The sequence below is a fragment of the Streptomyces sp. NPDC025833 genome (genome assembly GCF_055558055.1).
Genome location: NZ_JBVHNF010000003.1, coordinates 134,825 through 153,913, shown reverse-complemented (window position 1 = coordinate 153,913; position 19,089 = coordinate 134,825). Strand labels below are relative to the sequence as shown.

Below are 19,089 nucleotides of genomic sequence, written 5' to 3'. Positions count from 1 at the left end.
GGGGCGGGCCGGCTCAGACCGCGGCCGTCGCGCGCGTGGTGGCCGCGATCGTCGCCGAGCCCACCACGCGCGTGCCGTCGTACAGCACGATCGCCTGGCCGGGGGCGACCCCGCGGACCGGCTCGGTGAAGGTCACCCTCAGCTCGCCGTCGACGGCTTCGGCCCGCACCTCGGTCTCGCCGCCGTGGGCGCGGAGCTGGGCGGTGTAGGTGCCGGGGCCGGTGGGGGCGGTGCCGCACCAGCGGGGCCTGATCGCGGTGAGGGCGCTGACGTCGAGGGCGGCGGCCGGGCCGACGGTGACCGTGTTGGTGACCGGGGAGATGTCGAGGACGTAGCGCGGCTTGCCGTCGGGGGCCGGGGTGCCGATGCGCAGGCCCTTGCGCTGGCCGATGGTGAAGCCGTACGCGCCCTCGTGGGTGCCCACCCTGGCGCCGGTCTCGTCCACGATGTCGCCCTCGGCCCTGCCCAGGCGGTTCGCGAGGAAGCCCTGGGTGTCGCCGTCGGCGATGAAGCAGATGTCGTGCGAGTCGGGCTTCTTGGCGACGGCGAGGCCCCGGCGCTCGGCCTCCGCGCGGATCTCCTCCTTGGTGGTCACCGTGTCGCCGAGCGGGAACAGCGCGTGCGCGAGCTGCCTCTCGTCCAGCACGCCGAGGACGTACGACTGGTCCTTCGCCATGTCGGAGGCGCGGTGCAGCTCGCGGGAGCCGTCCTCGGCCACGACCACCTTGGCGTAGTGGCCGGTGCAGACGGCGTCGAAGCCGAGGGCGAGCGCCTTGTCCAGCAGCGCGGCGAACTTGATCTTCTCGTTGCAGCGCAGGCACGGGTTCGGGGTGCGGCCGGCCTCGTACTCGGCGACGAAGTCCTCGACGACGTCCTCGCGGAAGCGGTCGGCGAGGTCCCAGACGTAGAACGGGATGCCGATGACGTCGGCCGCGCGGCGGGCGTCCCGCGAGTCCTCGATGGTGCAACAGCCCCGCGCGCCGGTTCGGAAGGACTGCGGGTTCGCGGAGAGCGCGAGGTGGACGCCGGTGACGTCGTGGCCTGCTTCCGCGGCGCGCGCGGCGGCGACGGCGGAGTCGACCCCGCCGGACATGGCGGCGAGGACGCGGAGGGGGCGGGTGCGCTGCGGGGTGTCAGTCATAACCCTTCCAGAGTAAGGGGGCGCGGGAACCCGGTGGGCCGGACATCCGTTGGGATGCACATGGGGGCGACGGACGGGGCGGCGGAGGACGGCGACCGGCGGCTGGGGCGGCGGGCCCTGCTGGCCGGCGGGGTCGTGACGGCGGTGGGCGCGGCCCTGCTGGCCCGCGAGGAGCTGTCCCGCGCGTGGTGGCGGCTGCCCGGGGTGGACAGGCCGCGCGTGGCGGGCGCGGTGGACTTCCGGGGCGCGCGCTGGGTGGCCGCCTCGCCCGCGAACTACCGGCGGGCGGACCGGCCGGGCGACTACCGGATCGACCGGGTCGTCGTCCACGTCACGCAGGGCGGCTACGCGTCGGCGGTCAGGGTCTTCCAGGATCCGGCGCACGGGGCCGCGGCGCACTACATCGTGGGTGCGGACGGGCGGGTCACCCAGTTGATCCGGGAGCTGGACGTGGCCTTCCACGCGGGCGACCGGGAGTACAACGAGCGCAGTGTCGGCATCGAGCACGAGGGCTTCGTGGAGCGGGCGTCCTCCTTCACGGACGCCATGTACGCGTCCTCGGCCAGGCTGACGGCGGCCGTCTGCGGGCGCTACGGGATACCCGTCGACCGGGAGCACGTCATCGGGCACGCGGAGGTGCCGGGGACGGACCACACGGACCCCGGCCGGTTCTGGGACTGGGACCGGTACCTGCGCCTGGTGCGCGCCGAGCGCGCCGGGGCCCCGCGGGCTACGTGAGCCCGGCCGCCCGGGCCCGCTCCACCGCCGGGCCGATCGCCTTGGCGACGGCGTCGACGTCGGCCTGCGTGGAGGTGTGGCCGAGCGAGAAGCGCAGGGTGCCGCGGGCCAGGTCCGGGTCGGTGCCGGTGGCGAGGAGGACGTGGCTGGGCTGGGCGACGCCCGCGGTGCAGGCGGAGCCGGTGGAGCACTCGATGCCCTGGGCGTCCAGCAGGAGCAGCAGGGAGTCGCCCTCGCAGCCGGGGAAGGTGAAGTGGGCGTTGGCCGGGAGCCGGCCCCCGGGGGCGGGGTCGCCGCCGAGGATGGCGTCCGGCACGGCGTCGCGCACGGCGTCGACCAGCCGGTCGCGCAGGGCGCCGATCTCCCGGGCGAACCACTCGCGCCGCTCGGCGGCGAGCCGGCCGGCGACCGCGAAGGAGGCCACGGCCGGGACGTCGAGCGTGCCGGAGCGGACGTGCCGCTCCTGGCCGCCGCCGTGCAGGACGGGCACGGGGGTGTGCTCGCGCCCGAGGACGAGGGCGCCGATGCCGTACGGGCCGCCGATCTTGTGGCCCGACACGGTCATCGCGGCCAGGCCCGAGGTCTCGAAGCCGACCGGCACCTGGCCGAACGCCTGGACCGCGTCGGCGTGCAGCGGGACGTCGAACTCGGCTGCGACGTCCGCCAGTTCACGGACCGGCATGAGGGTGCCGATCTCGTTGTTGGCCCACATCACGGTGGCCAGGGCGACATCGCCGGGGTTCTGGGCGAGGGCCTCGCGCAGCGCGTCGGGGTGGACCCGGCCGTGGGCGTCGACGGGGAGGTACTCGACGGTGGCGCCCTCGTGCTCGCCGAGCCAGTGCACGGCGTCCAGCACGGCGTGGTGCTCGACGGGGCTGGCCAGGATGCGGGTGCGGGCCGGGTCGGCGGCGCGGCGGGACCAGTACAGGCCCTTGACGGCCAGGTTGTCGGCCTCGGTGCCGCCGGAGGTGAGGACGACCTCGCTGGGGCGGGCGCCCAGTGCCTCCGCGAGGGTCTCGCGGGCCTCCTCGACCGCCCGGCGGGCCTGCCGGCCGGAGGCGTGGAGGGAGGACGCGTTGCCCGTGATGCTCAGCCGGGCGGTGAGTGCCTCTGCCGCCTCCGGGAGCATCGGGGTCGTCGCGGCGTGGTCGAGGTAAGCCATGGTGAGGTGATTCTACGGTCCCGGCGCCGCGGACCGGGCCCGGCCGCCCCGGCGTCCGAAGGCCTCACAGGCTCCAGGAGACCGTCCCGGAGACCTCCATCGCCACCACCAGGGCCGCCAGGTCGGCGGCGCCCAGCGCCAGGCCCAGGCAGGCGCGGCCGGGGCGCGCGGTCCGGCGCCAGAGGGCGGCCGCGGCGAGCACGATGGCGGTGGAGCCGAGGACGACGTTGAGGACGAGCAGGCCGAGGAGGCCGAGGATGAAGGACGCGACGGCCATGCCGTCGGCGTCGGGGGTCAGGGACCGGGTCCCGGTGCGGCCGGTGGCGGCCGGTGCGGTGAGGTGCATGGTACTCAGCTCCTGGGGTCGTGGCCTGCGGTCAGCCGGCCGGGGTGCGCCGGCGGCGGGCGTGGCGCTCGCGGAGCGCGAAGACGCCCAGCCAGCCGGCGATGACGGCGGCCAGCAGGCCGGTGACGGTCAGCGGGGCGTGGGCGACGGTGCCCAGGACGACTCCGAACAGCATGAGCGCGGCGACGAGGAACAGCATGGGATCGGATCCCCCTCCGGGATGCCTCGTGGTCAGCCGGTGTGAAGCTTGGGTGAACAGTTGTAGTAACAGTTGTTCACTGACTGCCGAGTCTAGCGCTTCGCGCGGCTTTCCAATTACGGAGAACAGTTGTTAACTGGATGACATGAGTCACACTCTCGGCGTCCGGCAGGCCCAGAAGCGGAAGACCCGGCAGGCGTTCCTCGACGCGGCGCTGACGCTGCTGGAGGAGCAGAGTCTGAGCAGCCTGGGCCTGCGCGAGGTCACCCGGGCCGTCGGGGTCGCGCCGACGGCCTTCTACCGGCACTTCCGCTCGACCGCCGACCTCGGTGTGGCCCTGGTCGACGAGGCGCTGGGCAGCCTGCACCCGATGGTGCGCACGACGGTGTCCGCCACGGGCGACAGCGGGGAACGCATCGCGCGCGCCGTGGAAATGATCGCCGGTCACGTGGCGGCCCACCCCGCGCACGTCCGGTTCATCGCCCGCGAGCGGCACGGCGGGGTGCAGCCGGTGCGCGAGGCGATCCGCGCCCAGTTGCTGCGGTTCGCCGAGGAGGTCGGGACCGAGCTGGCGGGCGACCCGGAGGCGGCCGGCTGGAGCGAGGAGGACCTGCTCATGCTCGCGCACCTCTACGTCGACCAGATGCTCAGCACCGCGTCCCTGTTCCTGGAGACGCTGGACGCCCCGGACGAGGAGCGGGAGCGGGTGGCGCGGCTCGCCGCACGCCAGCTCCGGCTCATCACCATCGGCCGCGCCCACTGGCAGGCCTGAGGCGCACCCGGCGAGCGGCCGGAACCGGGCGCGTCCCCGGCCCGGCCGGGAGGCCCGCGCACCCCGGACATCTCCGTCCGACCGGAGACCGCGGGGAGCCGACGCATCGCCCACGGCACCGGGCAGGCCACCCAGGCGCTCGCGCCTCCGCTCTCGCCGCCGCCGGGGTCGGACGGGCCCGGCAGTCGGGCGGCGGCCGTCCGCCGGACGGGCCGAGCACGCCGCGCCGCGGCCGCGCGCCGGCCTCACCCCCCGGGCGGCCCGCGCACGGGCGGCCGGGCGACCGCCGTCGGGACCGTACGGCCCGGATCCCTCGACCGGCCGGCGCCCGGCGCCGGGTCAGGAGTGCGCGGACCGCCCGGCCACATCGCCGGCGGCACGGGCCTGGCCGCAGGTCGCCGACGGGCTCACGGTGCCGCCGACCGCCGGTCCGATCGCGCGGGACGGCCGGGCGACCGCCCCCGCTGAGGTGCGGGCAGGACATGGGCCTCGGGCGCCGCGGTCGCGTCCGGCTCCCGACGGTCACCGAGGCCGCCGCCCTCCACCCGCACGGCGGGGCCGGACGACGAGCCGACGACGCCCCCCGGCGCGCGTACGCCGGGCCACGTCGGGAAGACCGCCACCCGCACGGCCCGGCCGGACCCCCCCCCGGGCGCCCGGTCCGGCCCGCACCGGAACCGGCCGGGCGCCACCGCGCGGCGAACGGACCACCGCGCCCTCCGGGGACCGGCGCGAGGCATCCACAGGCGCCGATGCCTACGCGACGACCGGGAGGCTGCCACGCGCCCCCGGCGCACGTGCCGCGAGGTCCCGGCGCGGGACCGCCGGCCGCACCCGGAACCCGGCCGAGGCGCCGGGGGCGCAGGCGTCCGTACGCGGCCCGCGGGGCGGGGCGGGCCGGTCAGCCGAGCCGGACCCTGGCGAGCTGGCGGGACTGGGCGACCAGCCGGTCCTCGCTGTCCCAGACCTCGGCGTCCTCCTCCAGGAAGCCGCCGGCCAGGTTGCGGGTGGTGATCGACACCCGCAGCGGGCCGGGGGCCGGGCGGTGGCGGACGTGGACGGTGAGTTCGACCGTGGGCACCCAGCCCTTGATGCCCAGCTCGAAGGCGGTGGGCGGGAGGGCGTCCACGGTCAGGAGCAGCGACAGCGGGTCGGCGTCGCGGCCGTCGGCCAGGCCGAACCAGGCGCGCATCTCGCCCTTGCCGGAGGGGGCGCCGAGCGCCCAGCCCAGGGTGGCGGGGTCGAGCTTGATGCTGAGCCGGTCGGTGATGGCGGAGCTGCCCGGGATCGGGGCGGGCGAGTCGTCCGGCCCGAAGCACTGCTCCGGCGGCGGGATCGACGGCGGGAGGGCGGTGGTGCGCACGTCGTCGGGAAGGGCGGCGAGGTCGCCGTAGGAGGCGAGGACGCGAATGCGCTCCACCTCGTCGCCCTCGTCGTCGTACTGGAAGAGCGAGGCCTGGCCGGTGGAGAGGGTCCGGCCGGCGCGTACGGTCTCGGTGCGGACGACCGCGGGTCCCGGCCGGGACGCGGTCAGGTAGTGCGCGGAGACGGTGAACGGGTCCGGGTGCGGCAGGGCGTCCGCGAGGGCGCGGCCGAGCACGGCCAGCAGGTAGCCGCCGTTGACGGCGTTGATGATGGTCCAGCCGGCCGAGAGGTCGATGTCGTAGACGCCGGGCTCGCGCCGGGTGACCGCGGTGTCGCGGTCGAACTCGCTGTCACCGATCGCGGCCGGCTGGGCGGGGACGGTAGCTGCTTCTGCCATGCGCAAACGGTACAGCAGAAAACTACTAAGCGGTAGCTTTTTCAACTTTCCCTCCCACCCGCGCTCTTCCCTCCGGGTGAGACTCCGGCAATATCTCGGTAAGTGTCCGGACACGTCCCCAACCCGGCGCCCGGGATCTCCCTCTATGGGGACATGAGCCTCACCGGGACTCCGTTCCTCTGCACGACCGCCGTGCTGGCCGTCGCCGCCCTCATACTGCCGCTCGCCGTGTGGTCGCGGCTGCGCGGGCCGAGCCCCCTGCGGTTCGCGGCCCGGACGCTGATGCTGCTGTTCGCCCAGGGCACGGCCGTCACCCTGGTCTTCGTGCTGGTCAACAACCAGAACAGCCTCTACGGCGACTGGGGAGACCTGCTCGGCACCGGGAACCACGTCCGGCAGGCGCTCGACCTCGGCCGGGACGGCACCGGCGGCATCGCGGTGAAACGGCTGCCCCGGGTGCGGCAGACCTTCACGGCCGCCGGCGGGCCCGGCATGCGCGCGGCCGGCGGCGTGCGCGTCACCCAGCTCAGGGGCCGGGTCTCGGGCGTGAACGCCGAGGTCTACCTCTGGCTGCCGCCGCAGTACACCGACCCGGCCTACCGGCACCGCAGGTTCCCGGTGGTGGAGCTGCTGCCGGGCTACCCGGGTTCCGCCACGGCCTGGTTCGAGTCGCTGCGGGTCCACGAGCAGTTGCTGCCGCTGATGCGCGCCGGCCGGGTGGCCCCGTTCATCCTGGTCGCACCGCGCACCAACCTGCTGGCCGGCGTGGACACCGGGTGCGCCAACGTCCCGGGCCAGGTCAACGCGGACAGCTGGCTCAGCGTCGACGTGCCGAAGATGGTCACCGACAACTTCCGGGCCCAGCCGGCACCCCGCGGCTGGGCGGTGGCCGGCTACTCGGCGGGCGCGCACTGCGCGGTCAAGCTGGCCGTCGCGCACCCCGACCGGTACCGGGCCGCGGTGAGCATGTCCGGCTACAACGACCCGATCGGCGAACGCACCTCGCTCGCCGCCCAGACCCCCGCCCTGCGCGCCGCGAACAACCCCTACCTGCTGCTGCGGAAGGCCGCCGTGCCGCCCCCGGTCGCCCTGTACGTGTCCGGCGAGTCCGGCGACGGCTACCAGGCCGGCATGGCCCTGGAGGGGGCGGCCAAGGCGCCCACCACCGTGCGCGTGGTGTTCCTGCCGCGCAGCGCGGGCGGGCACACCATGGCGCTGTGGCGGCCGCAGGTCGACACCGTCTTCCGCTGGCTGACCCTCCAGATGGGCCAGAGCCGCGCCGGCGGCCGGGACACCTCCCTCGCCGGGGCTACTCCTCCACCACCGTCGACCGCCGGTTCCACGCACGCGGCGCTCGCCAGTGGAAACGCATCGCGAGCAGCCGCAGCGCGAAGGCCGTGACGACGGCGAGACCGCTGGTGAACGGGGTCAGCGCGTGGTAGCGGATGCACAGGACGACCATCGTCGCGCCGACGATCGCCGGGACCGCGTACAGGTCGCGGTCCCAGCGCAGCAGCGAGGGCACCTCGTTCGCCAGCACGTCCCGCAGCACACCGCCGCCCACGGCCGTGGCGAGGCCCAGCGTCGCCGACGCGGTCAGGCCGAGGCCGTGGCTGTACGCCTTCGTCGTGCCGCTGACGCAGAACAGGCCGAGGCCGGCCGCGTCGAACACGAGCACGCCCGTCTGGAGGCGCTCCACGTGCGGGTGCAGGAAGAAGACGACGAGCGTGGCGAACAGCGGCGTCAGGAAGTACCCGAGGTCGGTGAAGGCGGCCGGCGGCACGGCGCCGATCACCACGTCGCGGAACAGTCCGCCGCCCAGCGCGGTGACCTCGGCGAGGACGGCGATGCCGAAGACGTCGAAGTTCTTCCGGACGGCCAGCAGGGCGCCGGAGATCGCGAACACGAAGATGCCGATCACATCGAGCGTGTGCTGGACGGACGGACTGAAGAGTTCCTGGAGCTGCACCCTGACATTCTCACCTGTCAGGAGGTGTAAACCTTACAAACGCAGGTCACAGGGCGGGCTTCCCTGGGGTGAACAGCCAGGTGTCGAAGAGATCACCGAGCTGCCGCCCGCTGACCCGCTCGGCGAGGCGGACGAAGTCGGCGGTGTCCGCGTTGCCGTACCGGTGGAGCCTCGTCCAGGCCGGCAGCAGCCGGAAGAAGGCGGCGTCGCCGATCCGCTCGCGCAGCACCTGGAGGGTCATCGCGCCGCGCTGGTAGACGGCGGAGGCGAACATGGTGTCCCGCTGCGGGTCGCCCGGCTTGATCTGCCAGAAGGCCGAGTCGGCCGGCCGGGCGTCGTACCCGGCGCGGAAGGAGTCGTGGGCGGAGCGGGTGCCCTGGTGCTCGGCCCACAGCCACTGGGCGTAGGTGGCGAAGCCCTCGTTGAGCCAGATGTCCTTCCACCGCGCCACGCTGACCGAGTCGCCGAACCACTGGTGGGCCAGCTCGTGCACGATGGTCGACTCGCTGCGCACGGCCGAGTAGGCGGGCTTGCTCTGCACCTCCAGCGAGAACCCGGCCTCGGGCATGTCGTCGACGACGGCCCCCGTCTCCTCGAAGGGGTACGGGCCGAAGACCTGGGACCAGTAGTCGGTGGCGGCGGCGGTGACGGCGTAGACGTCGACGTTGTTCGCGTTCTTCAGGACCGGGTCGACGGCGACGTAGATCGGCGTGCCGCCGGGGGTCCGGCCGGTGCGCACGTCGAACTTCCCGATGGTGGCGGTGGCGAGGTAGGTGGCCATCGGCCGGCTCTCCCGCCAGTGGGTGTACGTCGAGCCGTGCCGGTCGTACGTCGACACGAGCCGGCCGTTGGAGACGGCGGTCAGGCCCTTGGGCGCCTTGATCCGGATGTCGTAGGTCGCCTTGTCGGAGGGGTGGTCGCTGGACGGGAACCAGGTGGAGGCCGCGTTGGGCTCGCAGGCGACGAACACGCCGTCGTCCGTCTTCATCCAGCCGTACGAGGAGCCGAACACGATCGGCCCGGTGAGGGCCTCGGGCACGCCGCCGTAGGTCACCGAGACGGTGAAGGTGCGGCCCGCGCGCAGGGAGGCGCGCGGGGTGACGGTGATCTCGTCGCCGTCGCGGCCGAACCGGGCGGGTCTGCCGTCGACCTCGACGCGCGTGACCTCCAGCCGCTGGAGGTCGAGGTCGAAGGAGGAGAGGTCCTGGGTGGCCCGCGCGCGCAGGGTCGTACGGCCGTCCAGGCGGCCGGTGTCCGGGGCGTAGGAGATGTCCAGGTCGTAGTGGCGGGCGTCGAAGCCGCCGTTGCCCAGGCGCGGGAAGTAGGAGTCGCCGATGCCGGGAGCGCCCGGTGCCGGCGCCGCGGAGGCCGCGATGACGAGGAAGGAGGCCGCCGCGGTGGCGAGGGCCCCCAGACGTGCCGAACGGGAGAGTGCCATGGGTCGTCCCTTTCGAGCGTGCCGATGGTGGTCGGGCACGGACGACTCTGCACTCCCCCGTTCAAGCATGTACATGACTTTGCTGAGTCGTCATGTCCTACTTGCCGGTTGACTCCTGGGAGTCGGTGCCGGTCGAGGTCTTCGCACCGGGGCCGGTCTTCGGGGCCGGGGGCTCCACCGCCTCGGCGGCCTCGGCCGCCTCCGCGGACGGCTCCTCGGACACCGGCTCGGCGGACACCGGCTCCTCGGACACCGCCGGCTCGGCCGCCGGACGCGCCGCGGCCTGGTCCCCCGGGGCCTGCTCCGTCGCCGCCGCCTCGGCCGCGGTCCCGGACTCCGCCTCGCCCGCGGACTCCGCCTCGGGCTCGGGCTTCGCCTCGGGCTCGGGCTTCGTCCCGGACTCGGGCTTCGTCCCGGACTCGGGCTTCGTCCCGGACTCGGGCTTCGCCTCGGGCTCGGGCTTCGGGCCGGCGACGACCGCGTCCGGCACCAGTTCCGACGCCGCCTTCGCCGCCGACAGCAGGACCGTGTCCTGCGGGGCCTGGTCGGCGAAGTTCTCCGGGTGGTGGCAGGCGACCCGCTGACCCGGCCGCAGCTCGACGAGCTGCGGCTCGGTCGTCCTGCAGATCTCCGTGGCCTTCCAGCACCGGGTGTGGAACCGGCAGCCGGACGGCGGGGCGATCGGCGAGGGCACGTCGCCGCGGAGCAGGATGCGCTCGCTCTTCTGCCCCCGGCGCTTCGGGTCCGGCACCGGCACCGCCGACATCAGCGCCTTGGTGTACGGGTGCATCGGCGCCTCGTACAGCGAGGTGCGGTCGGCGAGCTCGACGATCTTGCCGAGGTACATCACCGCGATGCGGTCCGAGACGTGCCGCACCACCGAGAGGTCGTGCGCGATGATCACGTAGGTGAGGCCGAGTTCCTCCTGGAGGTCGTCCATGAGGTTCACGACCTGCGCCTGGATCGACACGTCCAGCGCGGAGACCGGCTCGTCCGCCACGACCAGCTTCGGCTTGAGGGCGAGCGCGCGGGCGATGCCGATGCGCTGGCGCTGGCCGCCGGAGAACTCGTGCGGGTAGCGGTTGTAGTGCTCGGGGCTGAGGCCGACCAGTTCGAGGAGCCGCTGGACCTCCTTCTTCACCCCGCCCTCGGGCTCGACGCCCTGGAGCCGGAAGGGCGCCGAGACGATCGAGCCGATGGTGTGCCGGGGGTTCAGGGAGCCGTACGGGTCCTGGAAGATCATCTGGATGTCGCGGCGCAGCGGGCGCATCTGCCCGGTGCCGAGCCGCGTGATGTCCCGGCCCTCGAAGGTGATCCGCCCGCCGGTCGGGTCCTGGAGCCGGGTGATGACCCGGCCCATGGTCGACTTGCCGCAGCCCGACTCGCCGACCACGCCCAGGGTCTCGCCCCGGCGCACCTCGAAGTCGATGCCGTCGACGGCCTTCACGGCGCCGACCTGGCGCTGCAGGATGCCCTTCTTGATCGGGAAGTGCTTGGTCAGTCCCTCGACCTTGAGCAGCACGTCGCGCTCTTCGGGAGCCGACGCCTGCTTCGGGACCGCTGCCTCGGCGACGGTGTCCGTCTTCTTGGTCTCACTCACAGCTTCGGCGCAATCTCTTCGGTCCAGATCCGCTGACGGTCCTCCGCCGAGAGGTGGCAGGCGGACCAGTGCCCGGTGCCCACCAGCTCCAGCTCGGGGCGCACCGTGCGGGTGACGTTCCCCTTGGGGATGTCCGCGTACGGGCAGCGCGGGTGGAAGGCGCAGCCCGAGGGGACGTTGATGAGGCTCGGCGGAGAGCCCTTGACCGGGATGAGCCGTTCGGAGGTCTCGCGGTCGATGCGGGGCATCGAGCCGAGCAGACCCCAGGTGTAGGGGTGCTGCGGGCGCTCGAAGACCTCGTCGGCCGCGCCGCGCTCCACGCACCGGCCGCCGTACATCACGAGGACGTCGTCGGCGATCTCGGCGACCACGCCGAGGTCGTGCGTGATCATGATGACCGCGGAGCCGAACTCCTTCTGGAGGTCCCGGATCAGGTCGAGGATCTGCGCCTGGACCGTCACGTCGAGGGCGGTGGTCGGCTCGTCCGCGATGAGCAGCTCGGGGTTGTTCACCAGCGCCATGGCGATCATGGCGCGCTGGCGCATACCGCCGGAGAACTCGTGCGGGTAGCTGTCGACGCGCTTGGCGGGCTCGGGGATGCCGACCCGGTCGAGCATCTCGACGGCGCGGGCGCGCGCGACCTTCTTGCCGACCTTGTGGTGCACCCGGTACGCCTCGACGATCTGGTCGCCGACCTTGTAGTAGGGGTGCATCGCGGACAGCGGGTCCTGGAAGATCATCGCCATCTCGCGGCCGCGGAGCTTGCGCACCTCGTCCGGGGCGGCGGAGACCAGTTCCTTGCCGTCCAGCCAGATCTCGCCGGACATCCGCACGTTCTTGCCGCGCGTGCCGAGCCGGTGCAGGCCCATGATGGCCTGCGAGGTCACCGACTTGCCGGAGCCGGACTCGCCCACGATCGCGAGGGTGCTGCCCTTCTCCAGCGAGAAGCTGAGCCCGTCGACGGACTTGACCACGCCGTCGTCGGTCGGGAAGTGCACCTTGAGGTCGCGGACCTCCAGGAAGGCTTCGGGTGCCGGGCGGCCGGTGGTGGGCTCGCCCACCGCGGCGCCGGTCTTGGACAGTTCGGTCACGAGAGCCTCACCCGCGGGTCGGCGGCGGCGTAGAGCACGTCCACCACGAGATTTGCGAAGACGACGAAAGAGGCGGCGAGCAGGGTCACGCCGAGGATCTTCGGCAGGTCGTTGTCCGTGATGCCCTGCACCGCGTACTGGCCGATGCCGGGCAGCGAGAACACCGACTCCGTGATCACGGCACCGCCGAGCAGCAGACCGATGTCCATGCCGAACACCGTGATGATCGGGGTGAGGGCGGCGCGCAGTCCGTGCCGGGTGATGACGGTGCCCTCACGCAGGCCCTTGGCGCGTGCCGTGCGGATGAAGTCCTCGTTCATCGTCTCCAGCATTCCCGAGCGGGTGAGCCGGGCGTAGATGGCGGAGTACAGCAGGGCGAGCGAACACCAGGCCGGGATGAGGGTGTTGGCCCACTGCGACGGGTTCTCCGTGAACGGCACGTAGTCGCTGCCGAAGATCGGCCACTTGTACCGGAAGAGCAGGATCGCCAGGTTGCCGGTGAAGAACATGGGCAGCGAGACGCCGGTGAGCGCGACGCCCATGAAGGCGCGGTCGACGACCGAGCGCGGCTTCAGCGCGGAGATGACACCGGCGACCACACCCGAGACCAGCCACAGCACGGCCGCGCCGGCGGCCAGCGAGAGGGTGATCGGGAGCCGGGAGGTCAGCTCGGGCCAGACGGCCTGGTGGTTCTTGAAGGAGTAGCCGAAGCAGGGTGCATCGCAGTGCACCGTGGTGGGGCCGAGGTCGTAGGTGGAGCCGGCCACGATCCCCTTGATGAAGTGCCAGTACTGGACGTAGACAGGCTGGTCCAGCCCGAGGTTGTGCTTGACAGCGGCGATGTCCGCCTTGGACGGGCTCTTGCCGATGTACTGCTGCGCCAGCTGGTCCGCTGTCTGGCCGGCAAGCCGCGGCAGCAGGAAGAAGATGGCGAAGGTGACCGCGGAGACGACCAGCAGCAGGATCACTGCCGCGAACGTCCGGCGGAGGATGTACGAGATCACGGGGACCGGCGCTGGTGTCCGCGGGCCGTGAAGCCCGCGGACACCAATGCCTTCACCTGCCTTCCGGGGCTGCTACTTCGACGCGACGCCGATGTTGAGGTAGTCGTACTGACCGCTGAAGGCCGCCGTGGAAACCAGGTTGGTGTAGGTCGTCGGGCGGCCCAGCAGGACCTTGAAGTAGGTCAGCGGGACCAGGACGGCGTCGTCCATGGTCTTCTTGTCGATCTGGGTGTACAGGTTGTTGCGCGCGTCGGCGTCCTGCGTGCCGATCGCCTTGCCCAGCAGTCCGTTGACGGTCTTGTCGTTGTACTGCGACAGGTTGGTGTTACCGGACTGGCTGATCGCCTTGCCGTTCAGGATCTGCTGCAGGAAGCCGTAGCCGGAGGGCCAGTCGGCACCCCACTGCATCATCTCCAGGCCGATGTTCTGCTTCTTGGTGAACGACGGCACGCCCGCGTAGTCGGTGAAGTACTTGCCGGACGGGTACTGCTTGAGGCTGGCGTTGATGCCGACCTTCTTGAGCGAGTTGATGATCGCGGTGGCCGCGTCGATCTCCTGCGGACGGTCCGAGCGGGCCGAGATGTTCGTCGAGATCGACGACTTGCCGCAGGCCTTCAGCTGCTCCTTGGCCTTGGCGACGTCGCCCTTGTTGTCCGTCGTGGCGTAGACGTCGGACTTCGCGTAGCCCGGGATGTCGGGCGGCAGGACGGTGGAGGCGATGTCACCGCGGATCGGGCCGCCCTCGGCGGTCTGCACCGAGACCTTGTCGATGGCGTACTGCACGGCCTTGCGGCACTCGACCTTGTCGAACGGCGCCACCGTGGTGTTGATCGCCATGTAGACGAGACGGCCACCGTAGGTGTTGTCCGTGTTCGCCTTCTTGGCGTTGTCGGTGAGCACCTGCGCCTGCGTGGACGCCTGGACACCCGTACCGGCCAGGTCGATGGCCTTGCCGGCCATGACGTCCTGGTCGATGGTCTCCGGGTTGACCTTCAGCTTGACGACGATCTTGTCCGGCAGCTGCTTGCGCAGCGGGTCGGTCTTCGCGTCCCAGTTCTCGTTGCGCACGAGCACGGCCTGCTTGCCGTCCTCGTAGCTCTGGAACTTGTACGAGCCCGAGGACACGATGTGCTTGACGTAGTCGACGCCCTTGTCCTTGGCCTGGGGCACCGGGGCCGTCTGCGGGGCGGCGACCAGGTAGTCGAACTCCTGGAAGGCCTGCTTCAGGTGGAAGACGATCGTGCTGTCGTCCGGCGTCTGGATGGAGGACAGGCCCTTGGCACTCTTGTCCTTGTAGGGGCCCTTGTACTTGTCGCCGTCGGCCATGAACTGCTGGAAGTAGTTCGGGCCGAGGGAGAGCACGTCACGCGCGAAGTTGGAGCGCTCGACGGCGTACTTGACGTCCTTCGAGGTGATCGGCGTGCCGTCCTCGTACTTCAGGCCCGTACGCAGCTTGTACGTCCAGGTCTTGCCGCCGTCGCTCGGGACGCCCTTGCTCGCCGCGAGGTCCGGGACGAGGGTGTTGCCCTTCTCGCCCGCGCCGGGCTGGAAGGTCATCAGCGGGCGGGCCCACAGCCGGCTGAGGTTGTACATGTAGGCGTAGTACGTGTTGCCCGGGTCGAACGAGTCCGGGACGTCGGACAGCTCGTACGTGACCGTGCCGCCCTTCTTGTCGGACGCGTTGACGACGTCCTTGGTCGCGGCATTGGCCCCCGCCGACTTGCCGTTCTCGTTCTTGTTGTCATCGGCCTTGCTACAACCTGCAACAAACAGGCTGGCGGTGCCGATGGCCGCGATCGCGGCCAGCGCTGACCTTCGCATGATGGGCGCTTTCCCCTCCATTGTCGGAAACTTTTCGGGCTCTCCGCGGCCGGCGTCAGCGGCTGCGCGGGTCGAGAGCATCGCGGAGACCGTCGCCGAGCAGGTTGAACGCGAGGACGGTGAGGAAGATGGCGAGGCCAGGCACGATCATGAACTGCGGGTCGACCTGGTAGTAGGTGACCGCTTCACGGAGCATGCCGCCCCAGGACGCCTGTGGGGGCTGGATGCCGACGCCGAGGAAGCTCAGCGACGCCTCGAAGAGGATGTTCGTCGGGATGAGCAGCGTCGAGTAGACGATGATCGGGCCCACCAGGTTGGGCATCAGCTCCCGGAACAGGATGTAGGGAGCCTTGGCACCCATGCCGCGCGACGCGTCCACGAACTCGCGCTCGCGCAGGGCGAGGGTCTGGCCGCGCACGATCCGGCCCAGGTACGGCCAGTTGAAGAAGCCGATGACGAAGATCAGCACGCTCAGGTGGAGGGGCAGGCCCTCCAGGCCGAAGGCGCCGCCCTGGAGGGTGGCGGAGATGGAGATGGCGAACAGCAGGAGGGGGAAGGCGAGGAACGTGTCCATCAGCCGGCTGATGATCGAGTCGACCCGTCCGCCGTAGTAGCCGGCCACGACACCCATGATCGCGCCGATCACGTTCGACAGGATCGTGGCGCCGAAGGCCACCACCAGCGACACCCAGGAGCCCTCCAGGACACGGGTGGCGATGTCCCGGCCGAACTTCGGGTCGACGCCGAGCGGGTGGTCCGCGCTCATGCCGCCCCAGCTCCCCTTGGGGAGCGAGGTGTCCGGGGTGATCAGGTCCTGGTTGAAGGCGTTGGGGTCGAGTCCGAAGATCGACTGGATGGGGCGCGAGAGGACGGCGAGGAGGATCAGCAGGATCACGATGACGCCGCCGGCGACGGCGACCTTGTCCTTCTTGAACCGGGCCCAGGCGATCTGGCCCAGGGAACGACCCTCGATCTGCCCCTTACCGGCACCCTGCAGCACAGCCTCCGGCTGTGCCTCGGCTGCCGCCCCGGTGGTCTCGATCGGTGCGGTCACGGTGAGCGACCCCTCTCGCCGGTGGTGACCGGCCTGCGCCTGCCGCGGATTGCGGCTTTGTCGACTTGCCATCGATCACGAGGTCTCGGCCTCGTGTCTGAACCGCGAGTCTTCAGCGTGGTTGTGATCACCCGCCAGATGTGACGGCGAAAGTATGCGCAACCGTGATGCAGTCCGGGGGATTCCGTTATCCGAACAGTGGGTAACGCCTCCCGGACGTGGTCCAGTTGGGACAGAACGGCGATTTTGCGCGGTTCGGGACGTTCAGGCGATGTCTACGCGCGCAGAAGAACGCCTATGCCGCAAATTCTGCCCCGCGCCCCAGGCGAAGGCCGCGCGGCCGAGTTGTCCGCCGGCGTCGGCGCCCCCGCCGTCCGGGGAGGCGCCGCGCGGTCCGGCCGCTCAGTAGCCGCCGTGCGCCGGCGGGTAGCCGTAGCCGCCGGCCGGGGCGTGCGGCGGGGCCGGCGCCTGGAGCTGCGGCGCGGCGGCGTGCGCCTCGCGGTCGTAGAAGGGACGCGCGCGGGCCCGCATCCACATCACCACCGGGTCGTGACCGTCGGTCATCGCCACCGTGGACACCGGCAGGCCGTCCGGGACCGCGCCGACGGAGCTCTGCATCATCCCGCGGACCGAGTCGACCGCGGCGGGCGAGGTGTCGTACACGTCCAGGCCGATGGCGAGGTACGGCGCCCCGAGCGCGGGCTGCACCCAGGCGCGGCGCAGCGAGCGGAGCGCGGGGGTGCGGTGCGCGTTCTGCGCGAGCAGGGCGTAGAACTGCGGGATCTCGATGCCGGGTTCGGACAGGCGCAGCGGGCCGGCCGGCTGGCGCTCCAGTCCGGCGGCGATGCGGCGCAGGTCCAGCCAGGGCACGCCGACGCCGCCGCCCGGGGCGTGCGGGTTGAGCCAGAGGCCGTAGTGGTCGGGGTAGAGGGTGCGGGCCACGTCCAGGCCGTCGACCACCTCGTAGGAGCGGTTCCAGCCACTGGCCGACAGCTCCTGGGCGGAGGTCACGCAGGGGGCGTAGTGGAAGCCGTCCACCTCCATGTCCCCGTACTGGGCGTCCCGGGAGCCGGCCTGACCGTGCCACAGGAGCATCCAGATCTGGCCGGCGGACGGGGTGGCGAGGGCGCGCAGCAGGGCCTCGTACGCGTCGTAGCGTCCGGGCGTGACCTGGCGCACCATGTGCTCGACGCTGCCGCTGTGGCTCGCGCTCACCTGTCGTACCGGCCCTTCTGGGAGTCGTCCCGCGTTGGGGAACAGCTTAAGCGTCCGGCACGCCCGGGCCCCGTGCCCGTTCGCCGGTGCGGGTGCCCGTACCTCGCCGCGCGGTCGCGCGCCCCCCGCGGGCGGCTCAGTGACCGTGCTGGTAGAACGGGCGGACGTGCTGTTTCAGCCAGCCGGCGACCGGATCGTCGGTCACGTCCAGCAGGACCAGGTTGACCGGCCAATTGACCGGGACTTTGCCCAGGGCCCGGCCCAGTGCCTGGAGGGGCAGGGCGCGCAGGTCGCCCTCCCACTGGGAGAGTTCCACGCCGACGAACATCACCGGGTCGGCCGTCTCGACGGCCGCGAGGCAGCGGCGCGCGGTGAGGACCACGCCGGTGTCGGCGAACTCGGCGGAGGCCGCGGCGAGGAAGTCGACCGGGTCGTCCTGCCAGTCGGGCTCGAAGAGGCGGACCCGGCCGCCGGTGCCCGGGCCGTCGAGCGGGGTGCGGCCGGCGCGGCACAGCTCGGCCACGGCCTGCGGCGGCAGGGGCATGCCGACCACGCCGTCGGGGTTGAGGGCGAGGCCGACCTGCGGGGGCAGGCCGCGGGCGAACTCCACCGCCGGGGCGACGGTGTACGACATGTGGGGCCCGGCCGCCAGCCGGAGCTGCTCCTCGGAGCTGAACACCGGGACGTACGCCTGGCCTTCGGCCTCCAGCGTCGGCAGGTCGAGCTGGCCGCTGTCCGGGCCGCCGCCGGAGGGCAGCGGGATCCACAGGAGGCTGCGGCCGAGGACCTCGACGATCCGGCCGCCCGCCGTGGGGATGCCGAGGGAGGCCGACAGCACCTCCTCCAGTTCGTTGCCGGGCCAACCGCCGTGCGGGTGGGGGTGCGCCTGTGCCGGGAAGTCCGCGGGAATGTCCGCCGGGAAGTCCATCTGCCTACCGCCTGCTGGGAACCACTGTCGGGAGCCTGAAGGCTATCGGGTGGCGGTGACAGTCCCTCATCCCGTGAAGCCCACGCGGACGAGGACGTCCGCCGCGTCCCGGTCCAGCAGCACCGCCGCGCCGCAGCCGGCGGGGAGTTCGCCCCTCTCCACCGCGCCCAGCAGGCGGGCGGTGGCCCGGCGGTGGCGGCGGAAGGCGTAGCGGGAGACGCCCCGGCCGCGTTCGCGCTGGCCCTCCCGGGCCCGGCCGGGGGTGACGTCGAGGAGCAGCAGGTGCAGGGTGGCGCCGCGCCGCCGGGCCTCGCGGCCCAGCCAGGCGCGCACCCAGGGCTGGGTGCCGCAGTCGTGCACGACGACGCCCTCACCGGTGCGCAGGGCCCGGCGGAGCCCGGCGTAGTGGGCGAGGCGGACCAGCGGGCGGTACAGCGCGTACGGGAGCCGGCGCGGCATGCGGGCGTCCCAGCGGTCGCGGGTGTCCTGGGAGTCGACGCGGTGGCCGGCGACCGCGCGGTGCATCAGGGTGGACTTGCCGCTGCCGGGCAGGCCGGTGACGACCACCAGGTCGCGGGGGCCGAAGAGCAGGGCGTGCGGGCTGCGGCCGGCGCGGTCGCGCAGGTCGCGGACGACCGGCGCGGGACGGTCCGCGGAGCGCTCGCGGGCCGGGACGGAGGGCTGCTCCGGCACCGCGAGACCGGCGCCGGCGGCGTAGGCCGATGTCCTGTTCACCGTGATCGTCCTCCCCAGTGGGCACGGTCATGACCCGTACCCGTCGCGTGTAAAGAGAAGGTAATGCGCAACGGTCGGCGGTTCATGCGCGTAGTGCCACAGGTCGGTTACAGA

Annotated in this window: 18 protein-coding genes; 3 read left to right on the top strand and 15 right to left on the bottom strand. The window is 72.3% G+C overall.

Features of this window, described 5'->3' with window-relative positions; all coding sequences use genetic code 11:
• Positions 1 to 13 precede the first annotated feature (13 nt).
• Complete coding sequence (gene mnmA, locus ACZ4K2_RS05790; protein WP_467474138.1) at positions 14 to 1,141, bottom strand: tRNA 2-thiouridine(34) synthase MnmA; 1,128 nt, start codon at positions 1,139 to 1,141, stop codon at positions 14 to 16.
• Positions 1,142 to 1,201: 60 nt separating this feature from the next.
• Between mnmA and ACZ4K2_RS05785 the strand changes: the two genes are divergently transcribed.
• Positions 1,202 to 1,879, top strand: a complete 678-nt coding sequence (locus ACZ4K2_RS05785) for an N-acetylmuramoyl-L-alanine amidase (RefSeq protein WP_467474136.1) — start codon at positions 1,202 to 1,204, stop codon at positions 1,877 to 1,879.
• Here the strand turns inward: ACZ4K2_RS05785 and ACZ4K2_RS05780 are convergent.
• From ACZ4K2_RS05780 to ACZ4K2_RS05770, 3 genes are all read right to left on the bottom strand, one after another.
• The gene (locus ACZ4K2_RS05780) at positions 1,872 to 3,041 is read right to left on the bottom strand and encodes a cysteine desulfurase family protein (protein WP_467474135.1); all 1,170 of its coding nucleotides are present in this window, start codon (positions 3,039 to 3,041) and stop codon (positions 1,872 to 1,874) included. The two genes, ACZ4K2_RS05785 and ACZ4K2_RS05780, sit on opposite strands and share 8 nt — an antisense overlap.
• Positions 3,042 to 3,105: 64 nt before the next feature.
• On the bottom strand, positions 3,106 to 3,387 hold the full coding sequence (locus ACZ4K2_RS05775) for a DUF4190 domain-containing protein (protein WP_467474133.1): 282 nt from the start codon (positions 3,385 to 3,387) through the stop codon (positions 3,106 to 3,108).
• A 31-nt stretch (positions 3,388 to 3,418) separates the two neighbouring features.
• Complete coding sequence (locus tag ACZ4K2_RS05770; RefSeq protein ID WP_467474132.1) at positions 3,419 to 3,586, bottom strand: hypothetical protein; 168 nt, start codon at positions 3,584 to 3,586, stop codon at positions 3,419 to 3,421.
• Between the two features lie 145 nt (positions 3,587 to 3,731).
• On the opposite strand from ACZ4K2_RS05770, the gene ACZ4K2_RS05765 reads away from it, so the two are divergent.
• Complete coding sequence (locus ACZ4K2_RS05765) at positions 3,732 to 4,358, top strand: TetR family transcriptional regulator (RefSeq protein WP_467474131.1); 627 nt, start codon at positions 3,732 to 3,734, stop codon at positions 4,356 to 4,358.
• Between the two features lie 901 nt (positions 4,359 to 5,259).
• Here the strand turns inward: ACZ4K2_RS05765 and ACZ4K2_RS05760 are convergent.
• A complete protein-coding gene (locus ACZ4K2_RS05760; RefSeq protein WP_467474129.1) occupies positions 5,260 to 6,120 on the bottom strand; it encodes a thioesterase family protein in 861 nt (286 codons plus the stop codon).
• Between the two features lie 153 nt (positions 6,121 to 6,273).
• Here ACZ4K2_RS05760 and ACZ4K2_RS05755 point away from each other — a divergent pair, with 153 nt between their 5' ends.
• Complete coding sequence (locus tag ACZ4K2_RS05755) at positions 6,274 to 7,521, top strand: alpha/beta hydrolase (protein ID WP_467474128.1); 1,248 nt, start codon at positions 6,274 to 6,276, stop codon at positions 7,519 to 7,521.
• Here the strand turns inward: ACZ4K2_RS05755 and ACZ4K2_RS05750 are convergent.
• The 10 genes from ACZ4K2_RS05750 to ACZ4K2_RS05705 form a co-directional block, all read right to left on the bottom strand.
• Positions 7,430 to 8,089: a trimeric intracellular cation channel family protein gene (locus ACZ4K2_RS05750; protein WP_467474126.1), complete on the bottom strand. Its 660-nt coding sequence runs from the start codon at positions 8,087 to 8,089 to the stop codon at positions 7,430 to 7,432. The genes ACZ4K2_RS05755 and ACZ4K2_RS05750 overlap by 92 nt on opposite strands.
• A gap of 46 nt (positions 8,090 to 8,135) precedes the next feature.
• Positions 8,136 to 9,527, bottom strand: coding sequence for a M1 family metallopeptidase (locus tag ACZ4K2_RS05745; RefSeq protein ID WP_467474124.1), 1,392 nt, complete (start codon positions 9,525 to 9,527; stop codon positions 8,136 to 8,138).
• A gap of 97 nt (positions 9,528 to 9,624) precedes the next feature.
• Positions 9,625 to 11,127, bottom strand: coding sequence for an ABC transporter ATP-binding protein (locus ACZ4K2_RS05740; RefSeq protein WP_467474122.1), 1,503 nt, complete (start codon positions 11,125 to 11,127; stop codon positions 9,625 to 9,627).
• A complete protein-coding gene (locus tag ACZ4K2_RS05735) occupies positions 11,124 to 12,218 on the bottom strand; it encodes an ABC transporter ATP-binding protein (RefSeq protein ID WP_467474120.1) in 1,095 nt (364 codons plus the stop codon). Before ACZ4K2_RS05735 ends, ACZ4K2_RS05740 begins: the two co-directional genes overlap by 4 nt.
• Positions 12,215 to 13,222, bottom strand: a complete 1,008-nt coding sequence (locus tag ACZ4K2_RS05730; protein WP_467474119.1) for an ABC transporter permease — start codon at positions 13,220 to 13,222, stop codon at positions 12,215 to 12,217. Before ACZ4K2_RS05730 ends, ACZ4K2_RS05735 begins: the two co-directional genes overlap by 4 nt.
• 72 nt (positions 13,223 to 13,294) lie before the next feature.
• On the bottom strand, positions 13,295 to 15,043 hold the full coding sequence (locus tag ACZ4K2_RS05725; RefSeq protein WP_467474117.1) for an ABC transporter substrate-binding protein: 1,749 nt from the start codon (positions 15,041 to 15,043) through the stop codon (positions 13,295 to 13,297).
• A 55-nt stretch (positions 15,044 to 15,098) separates the two neighbouring features.
• A complete protein-coding gene (locus ACZ4K2_RS05720; RefSeq protein WP_467474115.1) occupies positions 15,099 to 16,097 on the bottom strand; it encodes an ABC transporter permease in 999 nt (332 codons plus the stop codon).
• Between the two features lie 402 nt (positions 16,098 to 16,499).
• Complete coding sequence (locus ACZ4K2_RS05715; protein ID WP_467474645.1) at positions 16,500 to 17,279, bottom strand: enhanced serine sensitivity protein SseB C-terminal domain-containing protein; 780 nt, start codon at positions 17,277 to 17,279, stop codon at positions 16,500 to 16,502.
• Between the two features lie 169 nt (positions 17,280 to 17,448).
• The gene (locus ACZ4K2_RS05710; RefSeq protein ID WP_467474114.1) at positions 17,449 to 18,240 is read right to left on the bottom strand and encodes an enhanced serine sensitivity protein SseB; all 792 of its coding nucleotides are present in this window, start codon (positions 18,238 to 18,240) and stop codon (positions 17,449 to 17,451) included.
• Between the two features lie 66 nt (positions 18,241 to 18,306).
• Positions 18,307 to 18,975: an AAA family ATPase gene (locus ACZ4K2_RS05705; RefSeq protein WP_467474112.1), complete on the bottom strand. Its 669-nt coding sequence runs from the start codon at positions 18,973 to 18,975 to the stop codon at positions 18,307 to 18,309.
• Between the last annotated feature and the right edge of the window lie 114 nt (positions 18,976 to 19,089).

What these genes read in the sequence shown, in the direction of transcription:
- mnmA (WP_467474138.1), bottom strand. Translation starts at nt 1,141, where the DNA reads ATGACTGACACCCCGCAGCGCACCCGCCCCCTCCGCGTCCTCGCCGCC.
- ACZ4K2_RS05785 (WP_467474136.1), top strand. Translation starts at nt 1,202, where the DNA reads ATGGGGGCGACGGACGGGGCGGCGGAGGACGGCGACCGGCGGCTGGGG.
- ACZ4K2_RS05780 (WP_467474135.1), bottom strand. Translation starts at nt 3,041, where the DNA reads ATGGCTTACCTCGACCACGCCGCGACGACCCCGATGCTCCCGGAGGCG.
- ACZ4K2_RS05775 (WP_467474133.1), bottom strand. Translation starts at nt 3,387, where the DNA reads ATGCACCTCACCGCACCGGCCGCCACCGGCCGCACCGGGACCCGGTCC.
- ACZ4K2_RS05770 (WP_467474132.1), bottom strand. Translation starts at nt 3,586, where the DNA reads ATGCTGTTCCTCGTCGCCGCGCTCATGCTGTTCGGAGTCGTCCTGGGC.
- ACZ4K2_RS05765 (WP_467474131.1), top strand. Translation starts at nt 3,732, where the DNA reads ATGAGTCACACTCTCGGCGTCCGGCAGGCCCAGAAGCGGAAGACCCGG.
- ACZ4K2_RS05760 (WP_467474129.1), bottom strand. Translation starts at nt 6,120, where the DNA reads ATGGCAGAAGCAGCTACCGTCCCCGCCCAGCCGGCCGCGATCGGTGAC.
- ACZ4K2_RS05755 (WP_467474128.1), top strand. Translation starts at nt 6,274, where the DNA reads ATGAGCCTCACCGGGACTCCGTTCCTCTGCACGACCGCCGTGCTGGCC.
- ACZ4K2_RS05745 (WP_467474124.1), bottom strand. Translation starts at nt 9,527, where the DNA reads ATGGCACTCTCCCGTTCGGCACGTCTGGGGGCCCTCGCCACCGCGGCG.
- ACZ4K2_RS05725 (WP_467474117.1), bottom strand. Translation starts at nt 15,043, where the DNA reads ATGCGAAGGTCAGCGCTGGCCGCGATCGCGGCCATCGGCACCGCCAGC.
- ACZ4K2_RS05715 (WP_467474645.1), bottom strand. Translation starts at nt 17,279, where the DNA reads ATGGTGCGCCAGGTCACGCCCGGACGCTACGACGCGTACGAGGCCCTG.
- ACZ4K2_RS05710 (WP_467474114.1), bottom strand. Translation starts at nt 18,240, where the DNA reads ATGGACTTCCCGGCGGACATTCCCGCGGACTTCCCGGCACAGGCGCAC.